Source organism: Kribbella sp. NPDC059898 (assembly GCF_042730855.1).
Classification (GTDB): Bacteria; Actinomycetota; Actinomycetes; order Propionibacteriales; family Kribbellaceae; genus Kribbella.
Map to the genome: position 1 here is coordinate 157,796 of NZ_JBHWKR010000010.1, position 23,121 is coordinate 180,916.

At 69.8% G+C, this 23,121-nt stretch carries 18 protein-coding genes; 10 read left to right on the plus strand and 8 right to left on the minus strand.

Annotation, left to right across the window (positions count from 1 at the left end; all coding sequences use genetic code 11):
- Window positions 1-22: 22 nt before the first annotated feature.
- The 4 genes from ACFV9C_RS28685 to ACFV9C_RS28700 are packed head-to-tail and all read right to left on the minus strand — an operon-like array spanning window position 23 to window position 4,190.
- Complete coding sequence (locus ACFV9C_RS28685) at window positions 23-769, minus strand: WecB/TagA/CpsF family glycosyltransferase (protein ID WP_380198509.1); 747 nt, start codon at window positions 767-769, stop codon at window positions 23-25.
- Entirely contained in the window at window positions 766-1,752 is a 987-nt protein-coding gene (gmd, locus tag ACFV9C_RS28690) for a GDP-mannose 4,6-dehydratase (RefSeq protein ID WP_380198512.1), read from the minus strand. The genes ACFV9C_RS28685 and gmd overlap by 4 nt, the downstream gene beginning before the upstream one ends.
- Entirely contained in the window at window positions 1,749-2,678 is a 930-nt protein-coding gene (locus ACFV9C_RS28695; protein WP_380198514.1) for a GDP-L-fucose synthase family protein, read from the minus strand. Before ACFV9C_RS28695 ends, gmd begins: the two co-directional genes overlap by 4 nt.
- Window positions 2,679-4,190 carry a sugar transferase gene (locus ACFV9C_RS28700; RefSeq protein WP_380198516.1) on the minus strand — a complete coding sequence of 504 codons (1,512 nt, stop codon included), beginning with the start codon at window positions 4,188-4,190 and terminating at the stop codon, window positions 2,679-2,681.
- A gap of 363 nt (window positions 4,191-4,553) precedes the next feature.
- Between ACFV9C_RS28700 and ACFV9C_RS28705 the strand changes: the two genes are divergently transcribed.
- The 9 genes from ACFV9C_RS28705 (at window position 4,554) to ACFV9C_RS28745 (ending at window position 17,111) form a co-directional block, all read left to right on the plus strand.
- Window positions 4,554-7,556: a polysaccharide deacetylase family protein gene (locus ACFV9C_RS28705; RefSeq protein WP_380198518.1), complete on the plus strand. Its 3,003-nt coding sequence runs from the start codon at window positions 4,554-4,556 to the stop codon at window positions 7,554-7,556.
- Window positions 7,557-7,886: 330 nt separating this feature from the next.
- The gene (locus ACFV9C_RS28710) at window positions 7,887-8,957 is read left to right on the plus strand and encodes a Gfo/Idh/MocA family protein (protein ID WP_380198520.1); all 1,071 of its coding nucleotides are present in this window, start codon (window positions 7,887-7,889) and stop codon (window positions 8,955-8,957) included.
- Window positions 8,954-10,090: a DegT/DnrJ/EryC1/StrS family aminotransferase gene (locus ACFV9C_RS28715; protein WP_380198522.1), complete on the plus strand. Its 1,137-nt coding sequence runs from the start codon at window positions 8,954-8,956 to the stop codon at window positions 10,088-10,090. Before ACFV9C_RS28710 ends, ACFV9C_RS28715 begins: the two co-directional genes overlap by 4 nt.
- Entirely contained in the window at window positions 10,087-10,728 is a 642-nt protein-coding gene (locus tag ACFV9C_RS28720; RefSeq protein ID WP_380198524.1) for a DapH/DapD/GlmU-related protein, read from the plus strand. The genes ACFV9C_RS28715 and ACFV9C_RS28720 overlap by 4 nt, the downstream gene beginning before the upstream one ends.
- A 104-nt stretch (window positions 10,729-10,832) precedes the next feature.
- On the plus strand, window positions 10,833-11,423 hold the full coding sequence (locus ACFV9C_RS28725; RefSeq protein ID WP_380198526.1) for a sugar transferase: 591 nt from the start codon (window positions 10,833-10,835) through the stop codon (window positions 11,421-11,423).
- 14 nt (window positions 11,424-11,437) lie between these two features.
- The gene (gene murJ, locus ACFV9C_RS28730) at window positions 11,438-13,180 is read left to right on the plus strand and encodes a murein biosynthesis integral membrane protein MurJ (RefSeq protein ID WP_380198528.1); all 1,743 of its coding nucleotides are present in this window, start codon (window positions 11,438-11,440) and stop codon (window positions 13,178-13,180) included.
- Window positions 13,180-14,646, plus strand: coding sequence for a hypothetical protein (locus ACFV9C_RS28735; RefSeq protein WP_380198531.1), 1,467 nt, complete (start codon window positions 13,180-13,182; stop codon window positions 14,644-14,646). Before murJ ends, ACFV9C_RS28735 begins: the two co-directional genes overlap by 1 nt.
- On the plus strand, window positions 14,643-16,106 hold the full coding sequence (locus tag ACFV9C_RS28740) for a hypothetical protein (RefSeq protein ID WP_380198533.1): 1,464 nt from the start codon (window positions 14,643-14,645) through the stop codon (window positions 16,104-16,106). Before ACFV9C_RS28735 ends, ACFV9C_RS28740 begins: the two co-directional genes overlap by 4 nt.
- A 21-nt stretch (window positions 16,107-16,127) precedes the next feature.
- Window positions 16,128-17,111: a hypothetical protein gene (locus ACFV9C_RS28745; RefSeq protein ID WP_380198536.1), complete on the plus strand. Its 984-nt coding sequence runs from the start codon at window positions 16,128-16,130 to the stop codon at window positions 17,109-17,111.
- A 36-nt stretch (window positions 17,112-17,147) separates the two neighbouring features.
- Here the strand turns inward: ACFV9C_RS28745 and ACFV9C_RS28750 are convergent, their stop codons facing one another.
- From ACFV9C_RS28750 to ACFV9C_RS28765, 4 genes are read right to left on the minus strand one after another with little or no spacing between them, the layout of a single operon-like run.
- Entirely contained in the window at window positions 17,148-18,317 is a 1,170-nt protein-coding gene (locus tag ACFV9C_RS28750; protein WP_380198538.1) for a glycosyltransferase family 4 protein, read from the minus strand.
- Window positions 18,318-18,321: 4 nt separating this feature from the next.
- Entirely contained in the window at window positions 18,322-19,719 is a 1,398-nt protein-coding gene (locus tag ACFV9C_RS28755) for a hypothetical protein (RefSeq protein WP_380198540.1), read from the minus strand.
- A 3-nt stretch (window positions 19,720-19,722) separates the two neighbouring features.
- Window positions 19,723-20,916: an ATP-grasp domain-containing protein gene (locus ACFV9C_RS28760; RefSeq protein ID WP_380198542.1), complete on the minus strand. Its 1,194-nt coding sequence runs from the start codon at window positions 20,914-20,916 to the stop codon at window positions 19,723-19,725.
- Window positions 20,913-22,130 (minus strand): NAD(P)-binding domain-containing protein, encoded by a 1,218-nt coding sequence (locus tag ACFV9C_RS28765; RefSeq protein ID WP_380198544.1) that lies wholly within the window; start codon window positions 22,128-22,130, stop codon window positions 20,913-20,915. Before ACFV9C_RS28765 ends, ACFV9C_RS28760 begins: the two co-directional genes overlap by 4 nt.
- A 293-nt stretch (window positions 22,131-22,423) precedes the next feature.
- Between ACFV9C_RS28765 and ACFV9C_RS28770 the strand changes: the two genes are divergently transcribed.
- Entirely contained in the window at window positions 22,424-23,053 is a 630-nt protein-coding gene (locus tag ACFV9C_RS28770; RefSeq protein WP_380198546.1) for a phosphatase PAP2 family protein, read from the plus strand.
- Window positions 23,054-23,121 lie beyond the last annotated feature (68 nt).

A 23,121-nucleotide genomic window follows, 5' to 3' on the forward strand; every position in this document is an offset into this window, starting at 1 on the left:
GCCCCAACCTAGACCACACTGCCTAGACGGGACGCGGCGGATTCCTGAGCACGCCCAGCAGGAAACGCGGGATCCCCAGCACATACCGCTTCCAGAGCCGCCGCGGCTCCTTGTACAGCCGGTAGCTCCATTCCAGCCCGGCGCGCTGCATCCAGCGCGGCGCGCGGTCCAGCCGGCCGGTGTGGAAGTCGAACGCCGCGCCGACGCCGATCAGGATCGTCGCGTTCAGCCGGTCGCGGTGGTCGGCCATCCAGCGCTCCTGCTTCGGCGCGCCGAGCCCGACCCAGACGATGTCCGGCCGCGCCTCGTTCATCCGGGCGACCGTCTCCGCGTCCTCGGCCGCGGTCAGCTCACGGTACGGCGGGCACTCGACGCCGACCACCTTCAACGCCGGGTGCCGGTCCTGGAACCGCTCGCGCAACTCCTCCGCGACACCGTCCGCACCGCCGTAGAAGTACTGCGTCCAGCCGCGGTCCGCCGCCTCCGCGAGCACCCGCTCGAGCAGGTCCGGCCCGGCGACCCGGTCCATCTCCGCGAAGCCCGCCTTCTTTCCGGCCCACACCAACGGCATGCCGTCCGGGACGGTCAGCCCGGACGTGTTGTAGACCTCGGTCAGCCGCGCGTCGGCGCGGGCGTGCAGCAGCGCGTTCATGTCCGACACGCAGACCAGGTGCCGCTCGCCGTCGTCGATCCAGCGCGCGAACGTCTCCACGGTCCGGTCCAGGCTCGTCACACTGACATGGATGCCGAGGACATCGACCCTACTCACGCGTCCTCTCCCGTCAGCTTGGCGAGGTCGGCGTCGACCATGATGCGGACCAGTTCGGGGACGTGCACCTGGGCCTTCCAGCCGAGTTCGCCGGCGGCCTTCGACGCGTCGCCGATCAGCGAGTCCACCTCCGTCGGGCGCTCGTACCGCTGGTCGTGGTCGACGTACTTCTCCCAGTCCAGCCCGACGTGCTCGAACGCCAGCGCCACGAAGTCGCGCACGGAGTACGACGTACCGGTCGCGATCACGTAGTCCGCGGGGGTGTGGTGCTGCAGCATCCGCCACATGCCCTCGACGTACTCCGGGGCGTATCCCCAGTCCCGGGACGCCTGCAGGTTGCCGAGGTACAGCCGGTCCTGCGTGCCGCACGTGATCGCGGCGACGGCGCGGGAGATCTTCCGGGTCACGAACGTCTCGCCGCGGCGCGGGGACTCGTGGTTGAACAGGATCCCGTTCACCGCGAACATGTCGTACGCCTCGCGGTAGTTGCGGGTCATCCAGTAGCTGTAGAGCTTCGCGGCGCCGTACGGCGAGCGCGGGTAGAACGGGGTGTCCTCGTTCTGCGGCGGGGGCGTCGCGCCGAACATCTCCGACGAGCTCGCCTGGTAGAACCGGCAGTCCAGCCCGATCATCCGGATCGCCTCGAGCAGCCGGGTGGTCCCCATCCCCGTCGTGTCGCCGGTGTACTCCGGCTCGTCGAAGCTGACCCGGACGTGCGACTGCGCGGCCAGGTGGTACACCTCGGCGGGCTGGATCGACGCGAGCAGCGTGACGAGGCGCGAGCCGTCGGTGAGGTCTCCGTAGTGCAGGAACAGCCGCTTGTCCTGGGCGTGCGGGTCCTCGTACAGGTGGTCGATCCGCTTGGTGTTGAAGGTCGACGCCCGGCGGATCAGGCCGTGCACCTCGTAGCCCTTGGCCAGCAGCAGCTCGGCCAGGTACGAACCGTCCTGGCCGGTGATGCCGGTGATGAATGCTTTCTTCACGCCACATGCTCCTGATACCAGGCGTACGTGGCGGCGACACCGTCTTCGAGGGAAATGGACGGCTTCCAGCCCAGCGCCAGCAGCCGGCTCACGTCGAGCAGCTTGCGCGGGGTGCCGTCCGGCTTGGACAGATCGTTGCTCAGGGCACCGGTATAGCCGACGGTCCGGGCGACCAGCTCGGCCAGCTCACGGATCGTCACGTCGGTGCCGACGCCGACGTTGATCGGCTCCGGCGCGTCGTAGTGCTCCAGCAGGTGCAGGCACGCGTCCGCGAGGTCGTCGACGTGCAGGAACTCGCGCCGCGGCGTACCGCTCCCCCACAGCACCACTTCCTCGGCGGCACTCGCCTTGGCCTCGTGGAAGCGGCGAATCAGCGCCGGCAGCACGTGCGACGACGCCGGGTCGAAGTTGTCGTGCGGCCCATAGAGGTTCGTCGGCATCGCGGAGATCCAGCGCAGCCCGTACTGCCGGCGGACCGCCTGGACCTGCATGATCCCGGCGATCTTCGCGATCGCGTACGCGTCGTTGGTCGGCTCCAGCTCGCCGGTCAGCAGGCTCGACTCCTGGATCGGCTGCTCGGCGTACTTCGGGTAGATGCACGACGAGCCGAGGAACAGCAGCCGCGGCGTCCGGACCTCGAGGCAGGCGTCCATCAGGTTCACCTGGATCCGCAGGTTGTCGCTGAGGAACTCGGTCGGGTGGTCCCGGTTCGCCAGGATGCCACCGACCCGCGCGGCCGCGTCCACCACGACCGCGGGCCGGTGCTCGCGCAGGAACGAGAACGTCGCGGCCCGGTCGCGCAGATCCAGCTCCTGCGAACCGGCGCCGATCAGGTGCGTGTACCCGGCCGCGTCGAGCCGGCGCCAGATGGCCGAGCCGACCAGGCCGCGATGGCCCGCCACGTACACCGGTGCATGCAAATCCATTCAGTACGCTCCCGCGCCGTAGATCACCGCGCGCACGGTCTTCCAGAGGATCAGCAGATCCAGCGTCATCGACCAGTTGTCGACGTACCGCAGGTCGAGGCGGACCGACTCGTCCCACGACAGGTCGCTGCGGCCGCTGACCTGCCACAGGCCGGTCATCCCGGGCTTCACCAGCATCCGCCGGGAGTCGTCGGCGGCGTACAGCGCGACCTCCTCGGCCAGCGGCGGACGCGGGCCGACCAGCGACATGTCGCCGCGCAGCACGTTGAACAGCTGCGGCAACTCGTCCAGCGAGAACCGGCGGATCCAGCGGCCGAGCGGAGTCATCCGCGGGTCGTTGCGCATCTTGAAGATCACGCCGTTGCCGTCGCTCAGCGCATACAGGTCGGACAGCCGCTGCTCCGCGTCGACGTACATGCTGCGGAACTTCAGCATCGTGAACTCGACGCCCGCGCGGCCGACGCGCTGCTGCCGGAACAGCATCGGGCCGGAGCTGGTCAGCTTGACCGCGAGCGCCAGCCCGATCAGGAGCGGGGACAGCAGCAGGATGATGCCGAGGGCAACCACCCGGTCGAAGACCGCCTTCATCAGGTGCGGGCCGCCGCTGACCGACGGGCGCTCCAGGTGCAGCAGCGACAGGCCGGCGACCGGGCGGACCGAGATCCGCGGGCCGGCCACCTCGATGATGCCCGGCGAGACGATCAGCTCGACGCCGCGCTGCTCGAGCGCCCAGGACAGCCGGCGCAGCGACTGGCCGGCCAGCTCCGGGTCGGTCGCGATCGCGACCACCTCGACCGCGTGCCGGTCGGCGGCGGCGAGGATGTCGGGCTCGTCCAGCTCGTCCGGCTGCAGCGGGGCGTCGGCCTTGCCGTCGTCGTGGCCGTCACCGCGGGGCCGGCAGGTGGCGACGACCCGGAAGCCGTCGGTCGGGCGGCTCTCGAGGTGCTCACACAAGGTCGCGGCCGGGCCACTGCGCCCGACCACGAGAACCCTGTGCATGCAGCGGCCTCGGACCCGGTGCCGGTGCAGGTCCTTGCGCAGCGCGTACCGCAGCAGCAGCGCGGCGATCACCATCACCGGGATCGCCAGCACCACGAAGCCACGCGCGATCATCGCCTTCGTGACGTACGACGTCATCGCGACCGCCGCGGTCAGCCCGACGCCGGCTCGCAGCAACGACCGGAACTCGTCCGGGCCGGCGCCGAAGAACCGCGGGTCGTACCCCTTCGACAACGCGACGACCGCCACCCAGGCGATCGGCAGCAGACTGCTCACCACCAGGTAGCTGGACCCGACGTGGTACCCGAACCGGGTCAGCAACGCGATCGAGACGCCGAGCATCGCCGCGAGCAGGTCCCCACCCACCGCGGCCCAGCGGTACACCCCCACCCAGCGCGGCTCGGTCGACCGCGAGGGCAACGGCACGATGGCCGGCACCTCGTGCGGGACGACCCAGAGCGGGCGACGGCCTTCCCGGCTGTCGACCGCGCCCGGCGCTTCTGCTCCGCTCACAGCGGCCCCTGTTCCCTCCCGCAACCGCTCCGTCACCATCAGTGTCCGGCCCGGCATGCAGCGTGTCCTTGTTAACCCGCGTGTCGTCGCCGAGTCACCGAACATTACTACGCGGGCAGGTCGCGGGCGACGACCGGCGGCACCTTGTGGAGAACCTCCTCGGGTCGACCGGACACATCATCGAGACCGTCGAGTCCGCTGAACCACTGAAAGGCGTGGCCGTGGGCCGCTCATCAGGCAGTACAAGTTTGCATGTTCCTGACCGGGGGCTACCGGTGCTAATCTCGCGATGGGGGGACGGTGCGACTGGGGGCCAGCCGTCTGGTGCGGGGTAGCACTGACTTGGCTGGGGGGCCACGGCACATGGGGCGGATCTTCGGCGCCGGCGTTCACGCGAAACGCGCGACCGGCATACTTCTTCTGGCTGTCGCGATGGCGTCGGCCTCGATCCCACAGGTGGCGAGCGCCGCCGGGTCGACCGTCGTCTCTCTGACGTTCAACGACGGTCTGATGTCGCAGTACACCTACGGCAGGCCGGTGCTGCAGGCGCACAACATGACCGGCACCTTCTATGTGTCCAGCAAGGTCATCGAGGCCAACGCGCCTGGCTACATGGCCACCTGGCACGTCGACGACCTGTACCGCGACGGCGACGAGATCGGCGGCCTGACCAAGGACCACGTCGACCTGACCGATCCGGGCACGACCCTGGCCTACAAGCAGGACCAGGTCTGCAGTGACAAGGGCCGGCTGAGCGCCCTCGGTTACGACCCGAAGAGCTTCAGCTACCCGTTCGCGGCAGTGGACGCATCGGCCGAGGCGATCGTGCAAGGCTGCGGCTACCTGTCCGGCCGGACCGTCGGCGGGCTGTACGCCGGCAGACCCGCCAACGCTCTCCCGCCGGCCGACCCGTACTGGATCAGCACGCCCGGCGCGGCCGGGTCGCCGATCCAGCTCAGCGACCTGCAGGACGCGGTGAATGTTGCCTCGAGCAACGGTGGTGGCTGGGTGCCGATCGCGTTCGACAGCGTCTGCGGCGCCTCGGACCCGAACTACTCGTCGTGTATGAGCGGCTGGCATCCGATCGACTCCGGCGTACTGTCGGCATTCCTGGACTGGCTGCAGAACGGCGCTCCCGCGGGGACGCAGGTCGAGCGTGTCCGCGATGTGATGGGTGCCCCGGCACAGCCGGTGCTGCCACCGCGGCCGACTTGGGCCTCACTGACTTTCGACGACGGCGACGCGTCGCAGTACGGCGTCCGCCAGATCCTTGCCTCACACAACGTTCACGGCACCTTCTTCATCACCACCGGTGCGCAGGACGGCCAGGAGGCGGGCGCGATGACCTGGGCCCAGATCCACGCCCTCGCGAACGACGGCAACGACATCGGCGGGCATACGCTGGACCACATCGACATGACGGCGACCGGCACGAACTACGACTACAAGTGGCACGAGGCGTGCTACGACAGGGCGCGGCTACAGGCGCTGGGCTTCTCGCCGCAGAACTTCGCCTACCCGTTTGCGACGTTCAACGCCGAGGCAGCAGGCATCGTGCAGGCGTGCGGGTACCAGAGCGGGCGCACGGGCGGCAGCCTGCTGGTCGGCGGACCGCTGTTCAGCGAGACCGTTCCGCCACCGGAGCCCTGGTCGTACAAGGCGCTCGGCACCTACGACAACGGACCGATAACCCTGCAGTGGCTGCAGGACGCCGTCAACGGTGCCGCGGCCCGCTCGGGGGGCTGGATCCCGATCATCTTCCACCAGGTCTGCTATGCCGGGACGTCTGGGTTCGACACCTGCATGAGTGGCTACCGCACGGTCTCCGACACCACGCTGTTCCAGTTCCTGGACTGGGCCGCGGCGAACGCGAACCGCGGTATCTCGGTCAAGAGCATCTCCGAGGTGCTCAACGGCACCAGCACGGTGCCGAACGTACGGATCACCGCACCAGCGCTCGGCGGCACCGTGCAGGCTCCGCCGCAGATCACCGGTACGGCGGCCACCGGGGGCGGCAGCGTGACGGTCGACCTGTACGCCGGGCCGTACAGCACCGGAACCCCGATCGAGTCCGAGACGGCAACCAACAACAACGGTGCCTGGTCGACGACTCCGGCCGGCGCGCTGACAGTCGGCAGCACCTACACCGTGCAGGCCAGGCAGACGGACTCTGGCGTGACCGGGTACAGCGCGCCGATCACCTTCACGATCGGCACCGACACGACGCCGCCCGCGCTCCAGATCAGCGCGCCGGAGAACGGCTCGCGGACGAACGTCACCACGCCGACGATCAGCGGCACAGGTGGTACGGCGCCCGGTGACAACGCCGCTGTCGCCGTCCGGATCTACAACGGCACCGCCACGACCGGCGCGCCCGTCCAGACGCTCAACACGACGATGGACGAGCTGGGCTCGTTCTCGGTCACGGCGGCCACACTGGCGCAGGGCACCTATACCGCGGTTGCCTCGCAGTCCGACGCAGCCGGCAACACCGGCACCAGCACAGTGGTGTTCACCGTCGACACCACCCCACCGGTCGTCCGGATCACCCGCCCGGCCAGCGGCTCGGCGGTCACAACCACACCGTTCACCGTGTCGGGAACCGCCGGCATCACGGCCGGCGACACCGCCCAGGTGACGCTGACCGTACTGAGCGGCACCACCACCGTCCGCACGCAGACCGCCGCGGTCGCCGCGAACGGCACCTGGAGCAGCTCGGTCGCGGGTCTCCCGGCCGGGACGTACACATTGCAGGCCGGCCAGGCCGACACCGCAGGGAACACCGGGCACAGCAGCAACGTGTCTGTCCAGACCCGCAGCGCCATGACCATCTCGAGCGTGTCCCCGTCGACCGCCGGACAGGGCGCCACCCAGCGCACGATCGACGTGCTCGGCTCGGGCTTCACCAGCGCGACGACCTTCTCGGTGGGCGGCGCCGGCGTCACCGTGCTGGCGAAGAACCTGCTCAGCTCGGGCTTGGCCCGACTCACCGTGAACGTCGCGGCTGCTGCGCCGACCGGAGCCCGCGACGTGGTGGCCAGCCGCACCGGCACGCTCGACGCGGTGTGCACGAACTGCCTGACCGTCGCCGGCGCGCCCGTGCCGACCGGCGCATCGCCGGCCACCGTACGGACCGGCTCGTTGCTCGCGCCCGTCGGGATCAACGGCAGCGGGTTCAGCTCCACCTCACAGGTCAGCATCTCCGGCAACGGGATCACCATCGTCGTCTCCGGGCGCAGCGCCACCCAGATCAGCCTGACGCTGGTCGTCAGCTCCACGGCCACGCTCGGCGCGCGCAACGTCACCGTGACCAATTCCGACGGCGGTTCCGGTACCTGTACCGGGTGCTTGACCGTAACCCGGTAAATGCGGTCTTCATAGTCTCGAAAATGCTATTCAGGGAATGGCGAACAAACTCAAAGAGAGGCAGCCGGCGGCCGCAATAACACGGTCGCCGGACGATAATTTCACGGGAATTGCTGACGCCATTCTGTATTCATTGCTGCCAGCCTGAGCCGCGCTTCAGGACTGGTTTTTCCGTCGATTCAGACGTAGGGTTTTCATTGTGAGGGCGGTTCGGGGGAATCCGCCTGGATACTGACTGGGGGGCCGGTCAAAGGAGATTCCGCAGAGTGCAACTTGCCCAGCGGAACCATTGTTCGAAGTCAGGGCTTGAACTCAGTGGGGGTTCTCGAGATGGCGAATGGTGCTGGGCTGCGCGTGGGCGTGGTCGGGTGTGGTTACTGGGGTTCGAAACATGTCCGCGTGCTGCATTCACTGGACTCGGTGGACCGGGTCGCGGTGGTGGACCCGAATCCCGAACGCGCGCTGCAGTTGAGCCGCAACTATCCGGCGATGGACAGCTACACGACGTTGCCGGAGGCGTTGCCGAACCTGGACGCGGTGATCATCGCGACGCCGCCGAGTACGCACAGGCCGCTCGCACTGACGGCGATCGAGGCCGGCGTGCACGTGCTGGTCGAGAAGCCGCTGGCGACCACCTCGGCCGACGCCCGCACGATGCTCGATGCGGCGCAGGCCAAGGGCGTGGTGCTCATGGTGGGCCACACTTTCGAGTACCACTCCGCCGTGTGGAAGCTGCGCGAGATGGTACAGAGCCGCGAGCTCGGTGAGCTGTACTACCTGGACACCGCGCGGCTGAACCTCGGCCTGTACCAGAACGACTGCAATGTCCTGTTCGACCTCGCGCCGCACGACATCTCGATCCTCAACTACGTGCTCGGTGCCAAGCCGGTCAGCGTGAAGTGCTGGTCGTCACGCCATGCGCACCGCCAGCTCGAGGATGTCGGCTACCTGCGGCTGCGCTACGACAACCCCGACGTGATCGCGAACGTGCACGTCAGCTGGCTGGACCCGTGCAAGGTCCGCCGGGTCACGATCGTCGGCAGCGAGAAGATGGTGATCTTCAACGACCTCGCCACCGAGGAGCGGATCAAGGTCCACGACAAGGGCGTGTCCGAGCGTCCTGACTCCGGGCTGGACCTGACCCAGCCGCCGATGTCGTACCGGTACGGCGACGTGGTCGCGCCGTTCCTGCTGGTCAACGAGCCGCTGAAGCTCGAGGACGAGCACTTCCTGGACTGTGCGATCAGCGGCATGCATCCGCTGACCGACGGCGAGAACGGCCTGGCGGTGGTCGAGGTGCTCGAGGCCGCGCAGCGCTCGGCGGAGCAGGGCCGCCCGGTCCGCCTGGACGAGATTGCCGGCGGGTCCGTGCGGCCGTCCGCCGTCAGGGAACTGCTGTGACGGCGGGCGACAACCAGATCCCGTTCCTCGACCTCACCGGCGTCAATCGCGAGGTCGCGGACGAGGTCCGGACCGGCTGGGACGAGATCGTCCGCACCGCGCGGTTCGTCGGCGGTGCTGCGGTGACACGGTTCGAGGCCGAGTGGGCGCAGTACTGCGGCACCGAGTACGCGGTCGGGGTCGCGAACGGGACCGACGCGTTGCACCTGGTGCTGCGCGGGCTCGGGATCGGCCCGGGTGACGAGGTCGTCGTACCCGCCAACACGTTCGTGGCCACGGTCGAGGCGGTCGTGCTGGCCGGTGCGGTACCGCGGTTCGCCGACGTCGACGAGCGCACCCTGCTGGTCACCGCGGACACCCTCAAGGCCGCCGTGACTCCGGCGACGAAGGCTCTGATTCCGGTGCACCTGTACGGGCAGATGCCCGACCTGACCGCGATCGCGGCACTGGCCGACGACCTGGGGCTGATGCTCGTCGAGGATGCGGCACAGGCACACGGCGCGACCTGGGACGGCCGGCGGGCGGGGTCGTTCGGCCGTGCGGCCTGCTTCAGCTTCTATCCCGGCAAGAATCTCGGCGCCTTCGGGGACGCGGGCGCGGTGGTCACCTCGGACGCACGACTCGTGGAACTGCTGCTCTCGATGCGCGATCACGGCCGGGCCCAGAACGCGGTCGGCGGTCACTTCCGGCACGACGTCCTGGGTACGAACAGCCGGCTCGACGCGCTCCAGGCGGTGGTGCTGTCAGCGAAGCTGAAGCGGCTCGACGAGTGGAACGCGTCCCGGCGCCGGCTGAGGGCCGTGTACGCCGAACGCATCGACCCGGCAGCAGCGACTCTGGTCGACGAACTCGAGGGCAGCGCCGGGAGCTGTCACCTGGCCGTCGTACAGGTGGACGACCGGGACCGGGTCCGCGCGGACCTCGCGGCCGAGGGCATCGGCACCGGCATCCACTACGCGGCGCCGTGCCACCTGATGGCGCCGTACGCCGAGCACGCGACCGGCGAACTGCCGGTGGTCGAGGCCGCGGCCGGCCGGCTGCTGTCGCTGCCGATGTTCCCGCACCTGGGCACGCAGGACGCGGAACGGGTCGCGGATCGGCTGAACGCCGTCGTGGCGAGGACCAGCCGATGACCACCGCCGACGCCGGGGTTCAGATCGGCTATCCACCGGCCCGGCCCGTCGACCCGGAGCTGGAGCTCGGACCGGACGCCCGGCTGCGCAGCGGTTCCGTCCTGTACGGCGGCTCGCGGATCGGCGCGCGATTCGAGACCGGGCACAACGTCGTGATCCGCGAGCAGTGCGAGATCGGCGACGACGTCTCGGTGTGGAGCAACACAGTGGTCGACTACGGCTGCCGGATCGGCGACGGCGTCAAGATCCACACGAACTGTTATGTAGCGCAGTACACCGACATCGGTGACGGTGCCTTCCTTGCGCCCGGGGTGACGCTGGCCAACGACCTGTACCCGGGCCGTGAGGAGTCCGCGGAGGTGATGTCCGGGCCCGCGATCGGCGCCGGAGCGCAGCTCGGGGTGAACGTCACCGTGCTGCCGTTCGTGCGGATCGGCGAGGGCTGCATCGTCGGCGCGGGCTCGGTGGTAACCCGTGACCTGCCCCCGAAGTGCGTTGCCTACGGCAACCCGGCGCGGGTGCGCGGCACGGTCGACGGGCTCGTGGACATCTGCCAGCGGATCGAGGCCGACGACGCGTCCGCCTCCAGGTTCACGTTCAGCGCAACGGCGAGCGCCGACAGGGAGGGCCGGGTATGAGTCTCCTCCGCGGCCGGGTCAGGTCCAGTGTCGACACCGGACCCCGGCATGCCCCACAACGCGGAGTGAGCGGCGCTGTCCCGGTGGGGTGGGGCAAACGATCCATGGATCTGGCCCTGGCCTCCATCGGGATGGTGCTGCTGTCCCCGCTGATGCTGGTGATGTTCGTGCTCGTCCGAGCGACCAGTCCCGGCCCGGCGCTGTTCCGGCAGGTCCGGGTCGGTGCGAACCGGCGTACGTTCGTGATGCTGAAGTTCCGCACCATGCGCATCGACGCGGACCAGCAGCTGCACCTCGACTACGTACGGCGGCTGATGGCCGGCGAGGTGGAGGCGGTCGACGGCCTGTACAAACTGGATCACGACCCGCGGATCACCAGACTCGGCGCACTGCTGCGCAGAACCAGCCTGGACGAGCTGCCACAGCTGCTGAACGTACTGCGCGGCGACATGTCCGTCGTCGGACCCCGCCCGATGCTGCCGGCCGAGCTGGAGATGCTGCCGCCCTGGGCGGGAGTGCGGTTCGAGGTGCCGCCCGGCATCACCGGCCTGTGGCAGGTCAGCGGCCGCAACCGGCTGACCATGACGCAAGGGCTGCGCATCGACGTGGACTACACGCAGCGGCGCAGCGCCTGGCTGGATTTGCTGGTGCTGCTCCGGACGATCCCCGCGGTGCTCGGCAGCACGGGCCGGTAGGGGACGGCGGTCGGATGACGGCGAACGCCACTCCGGACGGGCGGACCGAGCAGGTGCCGCCCGTCGAAGCGGCCCCGGACGCGAAGCACGGGAAGGCCGGAGGGTCGCCGCCTGCCCACTTCGCCGACAGTGCCGACCTGACCAGCGGCTCCGGGACCGCCAAGGACACCATGACGGTCGGCGTCTGGACCGCGCTGAGCCGGATCACGGGCGTGGTCCGGGTGATCGTGATCGGTGCCGTGCTCGGGCCGACGTTCCTCGGCAACACCTACCAGCTGACCAACTCGTTGCCGAACCTCATCTACTACGGGTTCCTCGCGGGCTCGCTGTTCGTCTCGCTGCTGGTACCGGCGCTCGTACAGCACATCGACCAGCGCCGGCCCCGCGACACGGCCCGGGTCAGCGGCGGCTTCCTCGGCGTGGCGCTGGCCGGGCTGCTCGTACTTGCGCCGGTGGCAGTGGTGCTGCTGCCGGAACTCCTCCGTGTCACTTCGCTCGGCGGCGAAAGGCTCTCGGGCACCGACCAGGTCGGCGTCGCCCGGTTGCTGGTGCTGCTCACCATCCCGCAGGTGTTCCTGTACGCCGTGGTCGGCTCGGCCACCGCGGCGATGTACGCCCATCGCCGATTCGCACTGGCTGCCGCGGCGCCGCTGGTCGAGAACGCCGGCATCATCGTCGTACTGGTGCTGTCCGGCCTGCTGTACGGCACCGGCCACGAGCTCGGAGCCCGACCGACCGGGCAGATCCTGCTGCTCGGTCTGGGGTCCACAGGAGCGGTCGCGGCCCATGCGGCGGTGCAGTGGTGGGGTGCCAGGCGGGCCGGCGTACGACTGGTCCCCCGGGCCGGCTGGCGCGATCCCGAAGTCCTGGCGACCATCCGCCGGGCCATGCGCGCCGTCGCCCAGGCCAGTCTGCTCGCGGTGCAGCTGCTGACGCTGCTGCTCGTGTCGAACCGGGTGGCCGGCGGCACCGTGGCGATCCAGATGGCGCTGAACTTCTACTATCTGCCGATCGCGCTGGCCGCGACCCCCGTGGCGCTGGCCCTCCTCCCCCGGCTGGCACGTCTGCACCAGGCCCGGTCGGCAGAGTTCGCGCCGACATTCCTGCAGGGACTCGGCCTCGCGCTGTTCCTCGCGGTTCCGGCGGCGGTCGGTTACATCGCACTCTCGGGGCCGACCGCGGCGACGATCGCGGCCGGACCGATGGCCTCCGAGCATGGCCGCGCATTGATCGCCGGTGCGCTCGCGGCCATTGCGTTGGGGCTGGTCGGAGAGACGATGTTCTTCGTGACCACCCAAGCCTGCTACACCCGCGAGGACGCCCGGACCCCGCTGACCTCGATGGCGTTCCAGGCCGTCGTCTGCCTGGCACTGTGCGGTACCGCTCTGCTGGCGCCCCCGGACCGGCTGCTGTCCGCGCTCGGAGCGGCGTACACGGTGGCTGCCGTTGCCGGTGGCATCCACCTGCTCCTGCGGATGACCCGCGGCTGGGACCGCTCGTCGCTGCTGCGGTCGCTGGGCCGCACCACGCTCGGCTCGGCGCTGATGGCCGGACCGGCGTACCTTGTGGCGCAGCTGGTCGGTAGCGCGGTCGACGGCCGGCTCGGGCAGGCGCTCGCGCTGTGCGCCGGCAGCCTCGCCGGGCTCGTGGTGTTCGGCGCCGTCCAGGCGTTGCTGCACGCACCCGAGCTGTCCTGGCTGACCGCCGCCCTGCCGATCCCCCGCAGAGCCGGCGCACCGGCCGGTGAGGCGTCCTGATGGATCGGGTTGTGCTCCCCGGCCTGGCACTTTCGGCGGCCCTGGTTGCGGTCCTCACCGGCGCGCTGCTCGCCGTCTCACCGGTCGCGGCGGTGGGCCTGGTGGCAGTCGCCGGGGTGGTGGTCGTGGTATGGCGCCGGCCGGCCACCGCGGCGTACCTGATCATCGGTCTGACTCCGACCCTCGCGGGAATCGACCGCGGGCGGCTGATTCCGGCGCTGCGGCCGAACGAGGGGCTGGCCGTCTTGCTGGCCGGGATCCTCGTCGTCCGGTTCCTCTTCCGGTACCGCCCGGGCACGCGGCTGAGGATCCAGCTCAACCCGATCGAGGTGACGCTGGTGGCGCTGGCGGTCACCAGCTCGGTGCTGCCGCTGGCCTGGATGCACCTCGTCGGCCGGCCGATCATCGCCGACGACATCTCGTACGCCCTGGTGATGTGGAAGTTCCTCGGCGTGTACGGGATCGTGCGCGCAGCGGTGCACACCCAGGCGGAGGTCCGCCGCTGCCTGCTCGCCGCGGTCGCGGCCGCCGGGCTGCTCGGCACGCTGGGCATCCTGCAGTCGCTGGACATGCTGGGCGTCCGGTCGCTGCTGCTCACCTACTGGGCGCCGTTCGGGTACGCCGACGCGCTGTCGATCCCGCGCGGCAGCTCCACCCTGGCGTTGCCCGCGGCAACAGCCGACGTGCTGATCTTCAGCCTGGCGATCGCGGTCGGCCTGCTGTGGAAGCGGCCGCACAACCTGTATCTGACCCTCTTCCTGGCCGGCGCCTCGGTGGTCTGCGTCGTGGGTGTTTTCGCGGCCGGTGAGTTCTCCTGCGCGCTCGGCCTGGTGGTCGCGATCGTCTGCCTGACCGCCGGGCTGCGCCGGCTCGACCTGCTGCGGTACGCACCGGTCGGGCTCGGGGTCGCACTGATCGCGGCCTGGCCCGCGGTCTCACACCGGCTCGTCGGCTTCCAGTCGGCCAGCGGCTGGCCGAACAGCTGGATCGTGCGCTGGTACAACCTGTCGACGTACTTCTGGCCGGACCTGTTCTCCGGCCAGAACGTGCTGTTCGGCGTCCGCCCGTCGGCCCGCGTCGTCGTGCCCACCCAGGGCACCGGTTACGTGTGGATCGAGAGTGGCTACACCTGGTTGCTCTGGGGCGGCGGGATCCCGCTGTTCGCCGCGTTCGTCGCTCTTGTCTGGGTGTCGCTGCCCCGGCTGTGGCGGCAGACCGAGGGCCTGCGTGACGAGAGCTCGGTCGCGGCGTTGGCAGCGTTCACGGCGATCACCGCGATCGTCGCGATGATGATCTTCGATCCGCACCTGACCTACCGGGGGGCGGCGGACCTGCTGTTCTCGCTGCTCGCGCTGACCTTTGTGAAGTCACCTGACATAACAGAATCGACCGAATCACCCACCAAGGCGTCGCGGGGGCGGATGATGGAGCTGTCCGACGTCCTACCTACAGGAGCGGCCCGATGAGGCGAATGACCCTGAGCCGGCCCGGATCGCGGGGCTTCGTCCGCACCTACCTGCCGATGATCATCGCGCTGACCCTGCTCACCGTTGCCGGAGCGGTCGCCGCCACGGTCACCAGACCCACGTCGTACGTCGCCAGCTCGGAGGTGATCGTGTACCCCGACCCGGCCCGGGTGAACTCCGCCGCCGAGCCCGACATGGGGACCCAGCGCACGGTCGCGTCGTCCGGTGTCGTCACCAATGCGGCCGCAGTGGTCCTGCACACCAGCCCGGGCGAAGCCCTCAAGGGCCTGTCGGTCTCGGTGCCGGTGAACGCCAACGTTCTCCAGTTCAGCTACAAGGCGCCGACAGCCGAACGGGCCCTGACGGGCGTCGCGGCCTTCACCCGGGCGTACATCAACTACCGCAACCAGAACCGCAAGATCAAGCTCGCGGACGTGATCACGCAGCCGGTGCTGCCGGACCGGCCGACCCAGCCGAACCTGCCGCTCGTGATCGGCCTCGGTCTGGTGCTCGGCGCGATGATCGGAGCCGGTTTCGCGTTCGTGTGGGACAGGGCACGGGGACGGATGCGCGACCACGGCGACGTCACCCGGACCACCGGCCTGCCGGTACTGGCCGACGTACCGACGATCCTGCAGCGGCTGCCGCTGCGACCCGAGGCAGGTCCGCCTGGGCCGCTCGGCGAGGTGTTCGGGTACCTGGCGGCACAGCTCACCACGCTGCCCGCGCGCGGGCGCGGCGCCTGCTTCGTGGTCACCAGCCCGGCCCGCCGCGCGGGCACCACCACGGTCGCGTCCCAGCTGGCGATCGCGCTCGCGAACACCGGCAAGGAGGTCGTGCTGATCGGCGGCGACCTGCGCCGGCCGGCCCTGCACACAGTGTTCGGGGCGGACGAGTCGCCCGGCCTCACCGACGTGCTGGCCGACTCCAGGTCGCTGGACCGGGCCCTGGTGCCGACGGCGTTCGACGGCCTGCGGCTGCTGCCGGGCGGCCGTCCGCCGGCCGGTGCGGCGCCGTGGTTCAACGTCGAGGACCTCGAGTTGCTGATCGACAACCTGTCCACCCGGGCGCTGGTCGTGATCGATACGCCGGCGGTGACCACAGCGGCCGAGGCGGCGCTGCTCGCTGGGCGCTCGAACTTCGTGCTGGTCGTGCTCGACGCGCGGAAGGGCCGGCGCTCGCCGGCCGCGGCCGCCGTGACGGCCCTGAAGAGCGCGGGCGGCAATCCGATCGGATGCGTCATGAACGCGCCGCCGAGGAGATCGGTGCTTTTGCGTCCGCTGGTGCGGCTGCGCAGCGGGTCCGAGGTCAACGAGGCGCCGCGGATCGCGCCGATCGCGAACCCGGCGAAGCCGTCCAGGCCGTCCGAGCGCGCCGGAGACGCCGAGCGGACCGACCAGGAAGACGCTGAGCCGGGCGGCTCGGAACCTTTGGCGGGCACTGAACGCGCCAACACCTGAGCGGGGAATTGGGGGGATCTGATGAGACCGCAGCGCCGCAGGCTGGTCCGGCCGGCCATGGTAGGCGTGGCGGCCGCAGTGGTTGTGGTGGCCGTCGCCCTGCCCTTACCGGCGCCGGCCGACGGGCGCCCGCCGGAGTCCGGGTACTTCGAGACCCTGCCGGCCGGGTCCTGGCAATCGCTTCCGGACGACGCCACCTGTGCCGGCCGGGTGCGCCCCTCGACCTGGGAACCACGCCCGGAGAACACCGCAGCCAACCGGCGGATGCCCGACCGGGAGGCCGTCCGCCTCTCGCTGAGCAGCCGTCCACGCGCGAGCCAGCAGACGTACGACCAGCGTTGGGACACCTGGCTGCTCGCCCGGGTCTCCGGCCGGCACACAGGAACCACCGACGAGAACATCCAGTGGGCCGCCTGCAAGTGGGGCCTCTCGGACAATCTGTTGCGCGCCGTCGCCATCACCGAGTCCAGTTGGTACCAGTACCTGACCGACGCCGCGGGCAGATGCGTCGACAAGCGCGGTTGCGGCGACGAGTTCGACCGGGCGACCGAGGCGTCGGGGGTCTACTGCCGCGGAATCGGGCAGTTCGGGTACGACTATCAGCGCGACTACGGTCCGGGTAAGTGCCCGAAGACGTTCTCGATCATCGGCGTGATGTCCTGGCAGGACCCGGCCTGGACGGACATGTCCGGCAACCAGAACGGCACCTTCCCGTTCAACCGGGACTCGACGGCGTTCGCCCTGGACTACTACGGCGCCTTCATCCGCGGCTGCATGGAGGGCTGGATGTGGTGGCTCACCGGCTCGCCGCCGTCCACACAACCGCGGGACCTGTTGTGGGGCTGCGTCGGCACCTGGTACGCCGGCGCCTGGATGACCGCGGGTGCACAGGACTACGTCAAGCGGGTGCGCAAGACCTTGGACTCCCACTCCTGGCTGACACTGGCACCCGGTATGCACGTACCGCAGCGCGGCTCCAGGCCCAAGCCGACCGCATCCCGATAGCTGCTCGCGCACCGTCCCGGTCATCGGGCCGAGGTCTCAGCGGTCGGCGGGAAGGCGGGTGCCGGTCACGGCGCTCAGGTAGGCGGGGACCTGGCGTTCCCACGCGAGTTCCTCGGTGATCCGGCGTCGGCCGGCCTCACCGAGCTGCTTACTCATGGCCGGGTCGTCGAGCAACTCCACCACGGCGTCGGTCAGCTGGGCGACGTCGCCTGGCGCGGCGAACCGGCCCGCGCCCTCGATGATGGCCCGGCTCTCCTGCAGGTCGAAGCACACCACCGGTAGGCCGAGGGCCATGTACTCCATCGCCTTCACCGGCGACACTTCGACCTGCAAACTGGTGTCGATGCCGACGTCGGCGGTCGCCAGGTACCCGAAGACGGATGCCTCCGGCAACCACCCGGGGAAGCTCACCCAGCGCTCGAGGTCCAGCTCCCGGGTGAGCTCTCGCAGTTCCTCGAGACACTCGCCGTCACCGAGCACCACGAACCCGCAGTCGGTGCGGCCCAGCTCGCGGACCATCCGCTCGGCGGTGCGGACCACGAGATCGACCCGGTCCTGGCGACCCATCTTGCCGATCCAGCACACCAGGTGCCGGTGCTCGCCCCGCAACGCCGGGTCTGGCTCGGCCTGCCGCACGCGGGCCAGGACAGGGCCGTTGCGCACGACCGTGACCAGGTCCGGCTCGGCGCCGGCCTTGACCATCCGGTCCTTCAGGTAGCCGTTCACGGTGATCGCGTGCTGCGCGACCTTCTGGGACCGGCGTTCCAGCCAGCGCAGAATGCGGAGCAGCTGCCCCGGTGGGTCTCCGTCGTACCGGCCGCGCAGCAGCTCCGGCATCAGATCGCGCTGGTCGATCACGATCCGGGTGCCGGTCAGGCGCAGCATCCACGCCAGCGGAAAGTAGATGTCCGGAGGCTGGCACAAGTGCAGTACGTCGATCCGGCCGCGGAGCCGGGTCCGCAGGACGTGCCAGGCCGCCCAGCCGAAGGCCTGTGCGTACTCGATCGCGTACCCGACCGGCCCCGGGCGCTCGACCGGGGGCGGATACTCCAGCAGCCGCAGCCGGTCGCGGTACGGCGTGTTGTCGGGATGACGCATGCTGATCACCGTCAGCCGGCAGCCGGCGTCCAGCAGGTCCTCGACCTGCTTGCGCAGCCGGGTATCGACACCGAGTGGGACGTTCTCGACCACGATCACGACGTGCATGGCGTCACGCCCTCACCAGCAGGCCGTGCCGGACCCGGCCGCGGCCCGCGACCGGGCCGTCGAGTACCCAGCCGTCGGCGGTGTGCACCAGACGGCTGCCGGCCCGGTCCCGCCACCAGGTGGCAACCTCGCGCGGCAGCGCCTGCCAGACCGTCTCGTCGTGTGCGAACTCGTCGAGCAGCTTGCTCCACGCGGTCAGCAGCCGCTCGTCGCGCGCGTAGTCCGGATGCACGAGCACGAGTACCATGCCGCGCCGCTCGCGGATCGCGTGCGCCTTGGACACCCAGACCGAACCGTCGTGCTGCAGGATCTCGAACACGGTGTGGTCCTGTGGCAGCGTGATCGGCAGCTCCACCAACTCCTCGTTGAAGAACGGGAGGTAGGTGCAGCATCCGCCGGGCTGCGGCTCGTACGGGTCGGAGTCGGTGTACGACGAGTCGTAGTCGAAGCCCATCGTCGGCATCAGGTCCCACCGGCGTTGCGTCGCCGGCGACCGGAATCCGGCTGCGCCCCAGCGGTCCGCGGACGACCGCATCGCGGGCAGCCGCTGTTCCAGGAGCCGTCTCGACGCGATGTCGCGGCCGTCATGTCGCAACCCGTGGACTCCGACCTCGCAGCCGTCGGCCTTGAGCTCTGCGACCAGGTCGTCGGAGGTGACGTACCGCTCGGGCACGAAATTCCACGAGGACCGGTAGCCGCGCTCCCGCTCCGGACCGCGCAGCAGCTCGATGTCGTCGCGGCCTCCTGCCTGCTCGACGTCGTGCGTGAGCACCATCGTCCAGGTCTTGCCCTCGGGCCACAGGTCGATCCACGGCACCGGCTCCCCCGCCACCGTGCCGGCCAGCTCGAGCAGCCAGTCGTACAGGTCCTGCAGGCCGTGCTCGACCGGCCACGCCGGGAACTCCGGCGGCGCCTGGTGCTTGGCGAACGTCCGCCGCATCCGCAGCTGCAACGGCCTCGGCAGCAGCGGCCGAACCGCGTAGTACGTCTTGACCATTGCCTTGCGCAACTTCCGCGTCACGCGCGCGCTGCCCATCGTGGTGTACGACTCCGACCACAGGAAACCCATCACCTGCCCGGGGTCGAACGGCAGGAAGACGTTGCCGTCAGCATCTTCCTGGACAGCTGCGACGGGCCGCCCGTCGGCGCCGAGGACTTCCTCGGTACGCCGCCAGCTCGTCCCCGCGACGGGCACGGGACCGGTGTGGATCCGCCCGGCGACGTTGACCGCCCCGATCCGGAACCGCCCTGTCCGGGTGTTCTTGCCGCGGTACCAGAACAGCTTGCGGCCCGAGTTCTGTGCGGTCAGCGTGCCGATCTCACGGTCGGCGTCAGCGGGCACCACGTCGTACGGGACCCTGAAGTAGTCGAAGAACGCGAACGGATGGGTGGCCTCGAACATCGGTCACAGGCCTCGTTTCACGGCCAGGTACGGCAGCATCGCGATCTCGTACAACGCCGGCATCGGATCCCGCAGGCTGAACACGGCTTCGGCGTCGATGCCACGCAGGGTCTTCAGGTACTCGCCCAGCCGCAACCGTCGTGCGCGGAGATCCTTGGCCGCGTTCGGCAGGTCGGTGGCCAGCCGGATCCACCGCACCCCGGCCCGCGCCTGAACCGGCTCCACCGGCAACCCGAGCTGGTCACGGTAGACCAGGTACGGAAAGTCCACGCCGGCCGAGTACCCGAGGGTGTGGTAACCCCAGGTCCGGGCGTTCACGTCCAGCAGCTTGAACTGCCCGTCCGCCGGGTCCTGCTTGTACTCGAGCTCGACCAGGCCGTAGTAGTCCACGTCCTGCAAGAACTTCCACGAGTGCTTGGCAAGTTCCGGCTCGTCGATCGTCTCCACGTACGTCGAGGCGCGGCCGAAGTCCGACGGATGCTGACGCAACCGCCGGGCCGTCATCTCCGCGACCGCCACACCGTCCTTGAAGAACGCGCCGTACCCGAACTGCCGGTCGCCGCCGCCCTCGATCAGCTGCTGGACGATCATCTCGCCCTCGCCGACGATCGCGGTCGCCCGGTCGAACGCCTGCTCGAGCTCGGCGCGGGTGTCGGCCCGCCAGGCCTTGGCCCTGGTCTCGTAGAAGAAGTGCTCCTTGATCGCCGGCTTGAGGATCACCGGGCGGCTGACGTCGACCTCGGCCAGGTCCTGGCGCGTCGACGGGAACCAGCATCGCGGGATCGGGATGCCCAGCCGCTCGGCCCGCTGGTACGTCTCCCGCTTGTCCCAGGCCGGCCGGACCGCCTCCCAACCGGGCGTGACCAGCCGGAACGATCCGAGCAGGTCATCACGGTTCGCCGCGATCGCCGCGACCGTCTCCTCGCGGGTCGGGTACACCACCCAGCCGTCCAGGCCCAGCCGGCGTCCGGCGTCCAGGAGGGTGCGCACTGTGTACCCCGCGTCCCGCAGGTCGCCCACCCGCTCGTACTTCGAGACGTACCGGGACATCCTGCCGATCGAGTGCTCGTCGTCGAGAACCACGACCGGTACGCCGTACCGGCCGAGACTGCGGGCGATGCCGAGCCCCTGGTAGTCGCCTCCGATGACGACAGCCCCGACCGTAGCGCTCGGGCTCCGGCCGGACCGCCTTGTCATGCCCCATCGCCCATCGGTTCCAGCGTCGGCTTCCGTACGACGTCCGCACCGGAACGGCCCCGCACTGCCCGGGTGAGCGTCTCGGCTCCGAACCACCCGCCGGCCACGAACCGCATGATCGGACCGAAGCTGTACGCTCCGGGCGCTCCGAGGAAGTGCAGTCCGGGCACGGACGACTCCATCCCGGGCCGCAGCACCGGGTAGCCGTTCACAGTGCGCACCTGCCGCACCACGTCCTTGTCCAGGAACGGGTACCTGCTGATGTCGACCCGGTACCCGGTGCCGAACAGCAGATGATCCACGGTCCGGGTCCGGCCGTCGCTCAGCGTCACGTCGAGCCGGTCGCCCTTCGGCCGTGCCTCGAGCACCTGTACCCCGGTCCGGACCCGTACGCCGGCCAGCCTGTCGACCAGCCAGGTGGCACCGGCCGGGCGGATCGCGCGGTAGGCCATCTTGTCCTGTACGCCGCGCGGTAGCCGCCGGAACAGCCCGGGCTCGGCGACGATCCGGGAGATGCCCATCGGCCCCACGTCCGTCGGTGCGTACACCAGCGGTGCCAGCCGGCCCAGCATGCGGTGGTACTTGCCGCCGTGTAGCCAGTTGATGTGGTCCGCACGGGCCGCGACCTCGACCACGGCACCGGACTCCTTCATCAGTGCAGCCGACTCGAGAGCGCTCTGGCCACCTCCGACGACCAGGACCTCCTTGCCGGCGAAGCCGCCGAGGTCCTTGTGCTCACCGGTGTGTGAGGCGAGTTCGGACGGCAGCCCGGCCATCACCTCGGGACGGTTCACAAAGTCGTCGATGCCGGCCGCCACCACGACCCGCCGGGCCCGCAACTGCGACTCGTCGGCGAACGTCAGCACGAACGCATCGTCTTCTCGGGTCACGCTCGAGACGCACCGCCGGTCCACGTCCGGCGCGACCTTCGACTGCACCCACAGGCCGTAGCCGATGAACTCGTCCAGCGGCACCGGCCTGGTGAAGCTGCGACCGGTCTCAGCCTGGTACGAGTCCAGCGACAACGGGCCTTCGTACTCGGCGATGCAGGTGGCTGTCCAGTTCGAGCGCAGCAACATGCCGGTGGGCATGGTCTGCCAGAACGACATCGGATCACCGAAGACCCGCAATTCCTCCCCGGCCCGGCGAAGGTGTGCTGCGGCGGCCAAGCCGTGCGGGCCCGCGCCAATAACGGCAGTAGCTGTTTCTTCCATGTCTCGTGGTCCCCCCACCGAGAATGTGTGTCCCCCGACATGCCTCCCCAGGCAAAATCAGTATCTCCCAGCACCGCAGGGGTGTCCATCGCTCGCTGCGACGACCAACGTACGCACCTGACCAGCCGCGCCGAGCACCACGTTCTCGACCAGGAACCGCGGCCCGAGGTCGCTGTGACTGCGATGCCTAGGGCAATGAACGCGGCACCGGGCTCGGAGCCCGGCGTGTGCAACCGCAGCCCGAGCCCGAACGAATCAGGTGCGTTCTAGACTGACTACAGGGGGTGGGGATGGTGTCAACTCGGACACTGCCGGCGCTCGGACAGGGGCTGCGCCGGCCACTGGCGGTGCTGGCCGCGGTCGGTGCGGTGCTGCTCGCCGTACCGGCTGTTGCGTTCGCCGGTGATACCGGCCCGAGCCGGCTCGACGGCTCGGTCCAGCAGCTCGTCGACAAGTCACCGGCAGGTCTGTGGAACCTCGCCCACGCTCTCGACTGGCTGGGCGAACCGACCGGCCGGGCCGTGCTGACAATCGCCCTTGCCGCGGTCTGCCTCGTCGCCGGCCGCCGGATGCTGGCGATCGCCGCAGTGGCCGCGATGGTGGCCGCCACGCTGCTGAGCACGGTGCTGAAGTACGTCGTCGACCGCCGGATCCACGACGGCTCCCTCTCCTACCCCAGCGGCCACGTCGCCGCCGTCACGGTCGCTGCCACGATCATCGGCCTGCTCCTGGCCGACCTCCTGCGCACCACCAGCGTTCGCGGTACGGCGGTCGTGCCGGCGGTGAGCGTTCTCGGCGGCGGCCTGATGGCCTGGGGGCAGATCCTCCTCACTGCGCATTACCCCACCGACGCACTCGGCGGGTACGGATGCGGACTCCTCGTCACCGCGGGGGCGGTTCTGCTGATGCCCCGTCGCGGGTAGCGACGGAAGACCCTGTATCAACGCCCGATGGAAATGCTCTCTTCGGAGGGGGAAGAACTCGGGGTCAG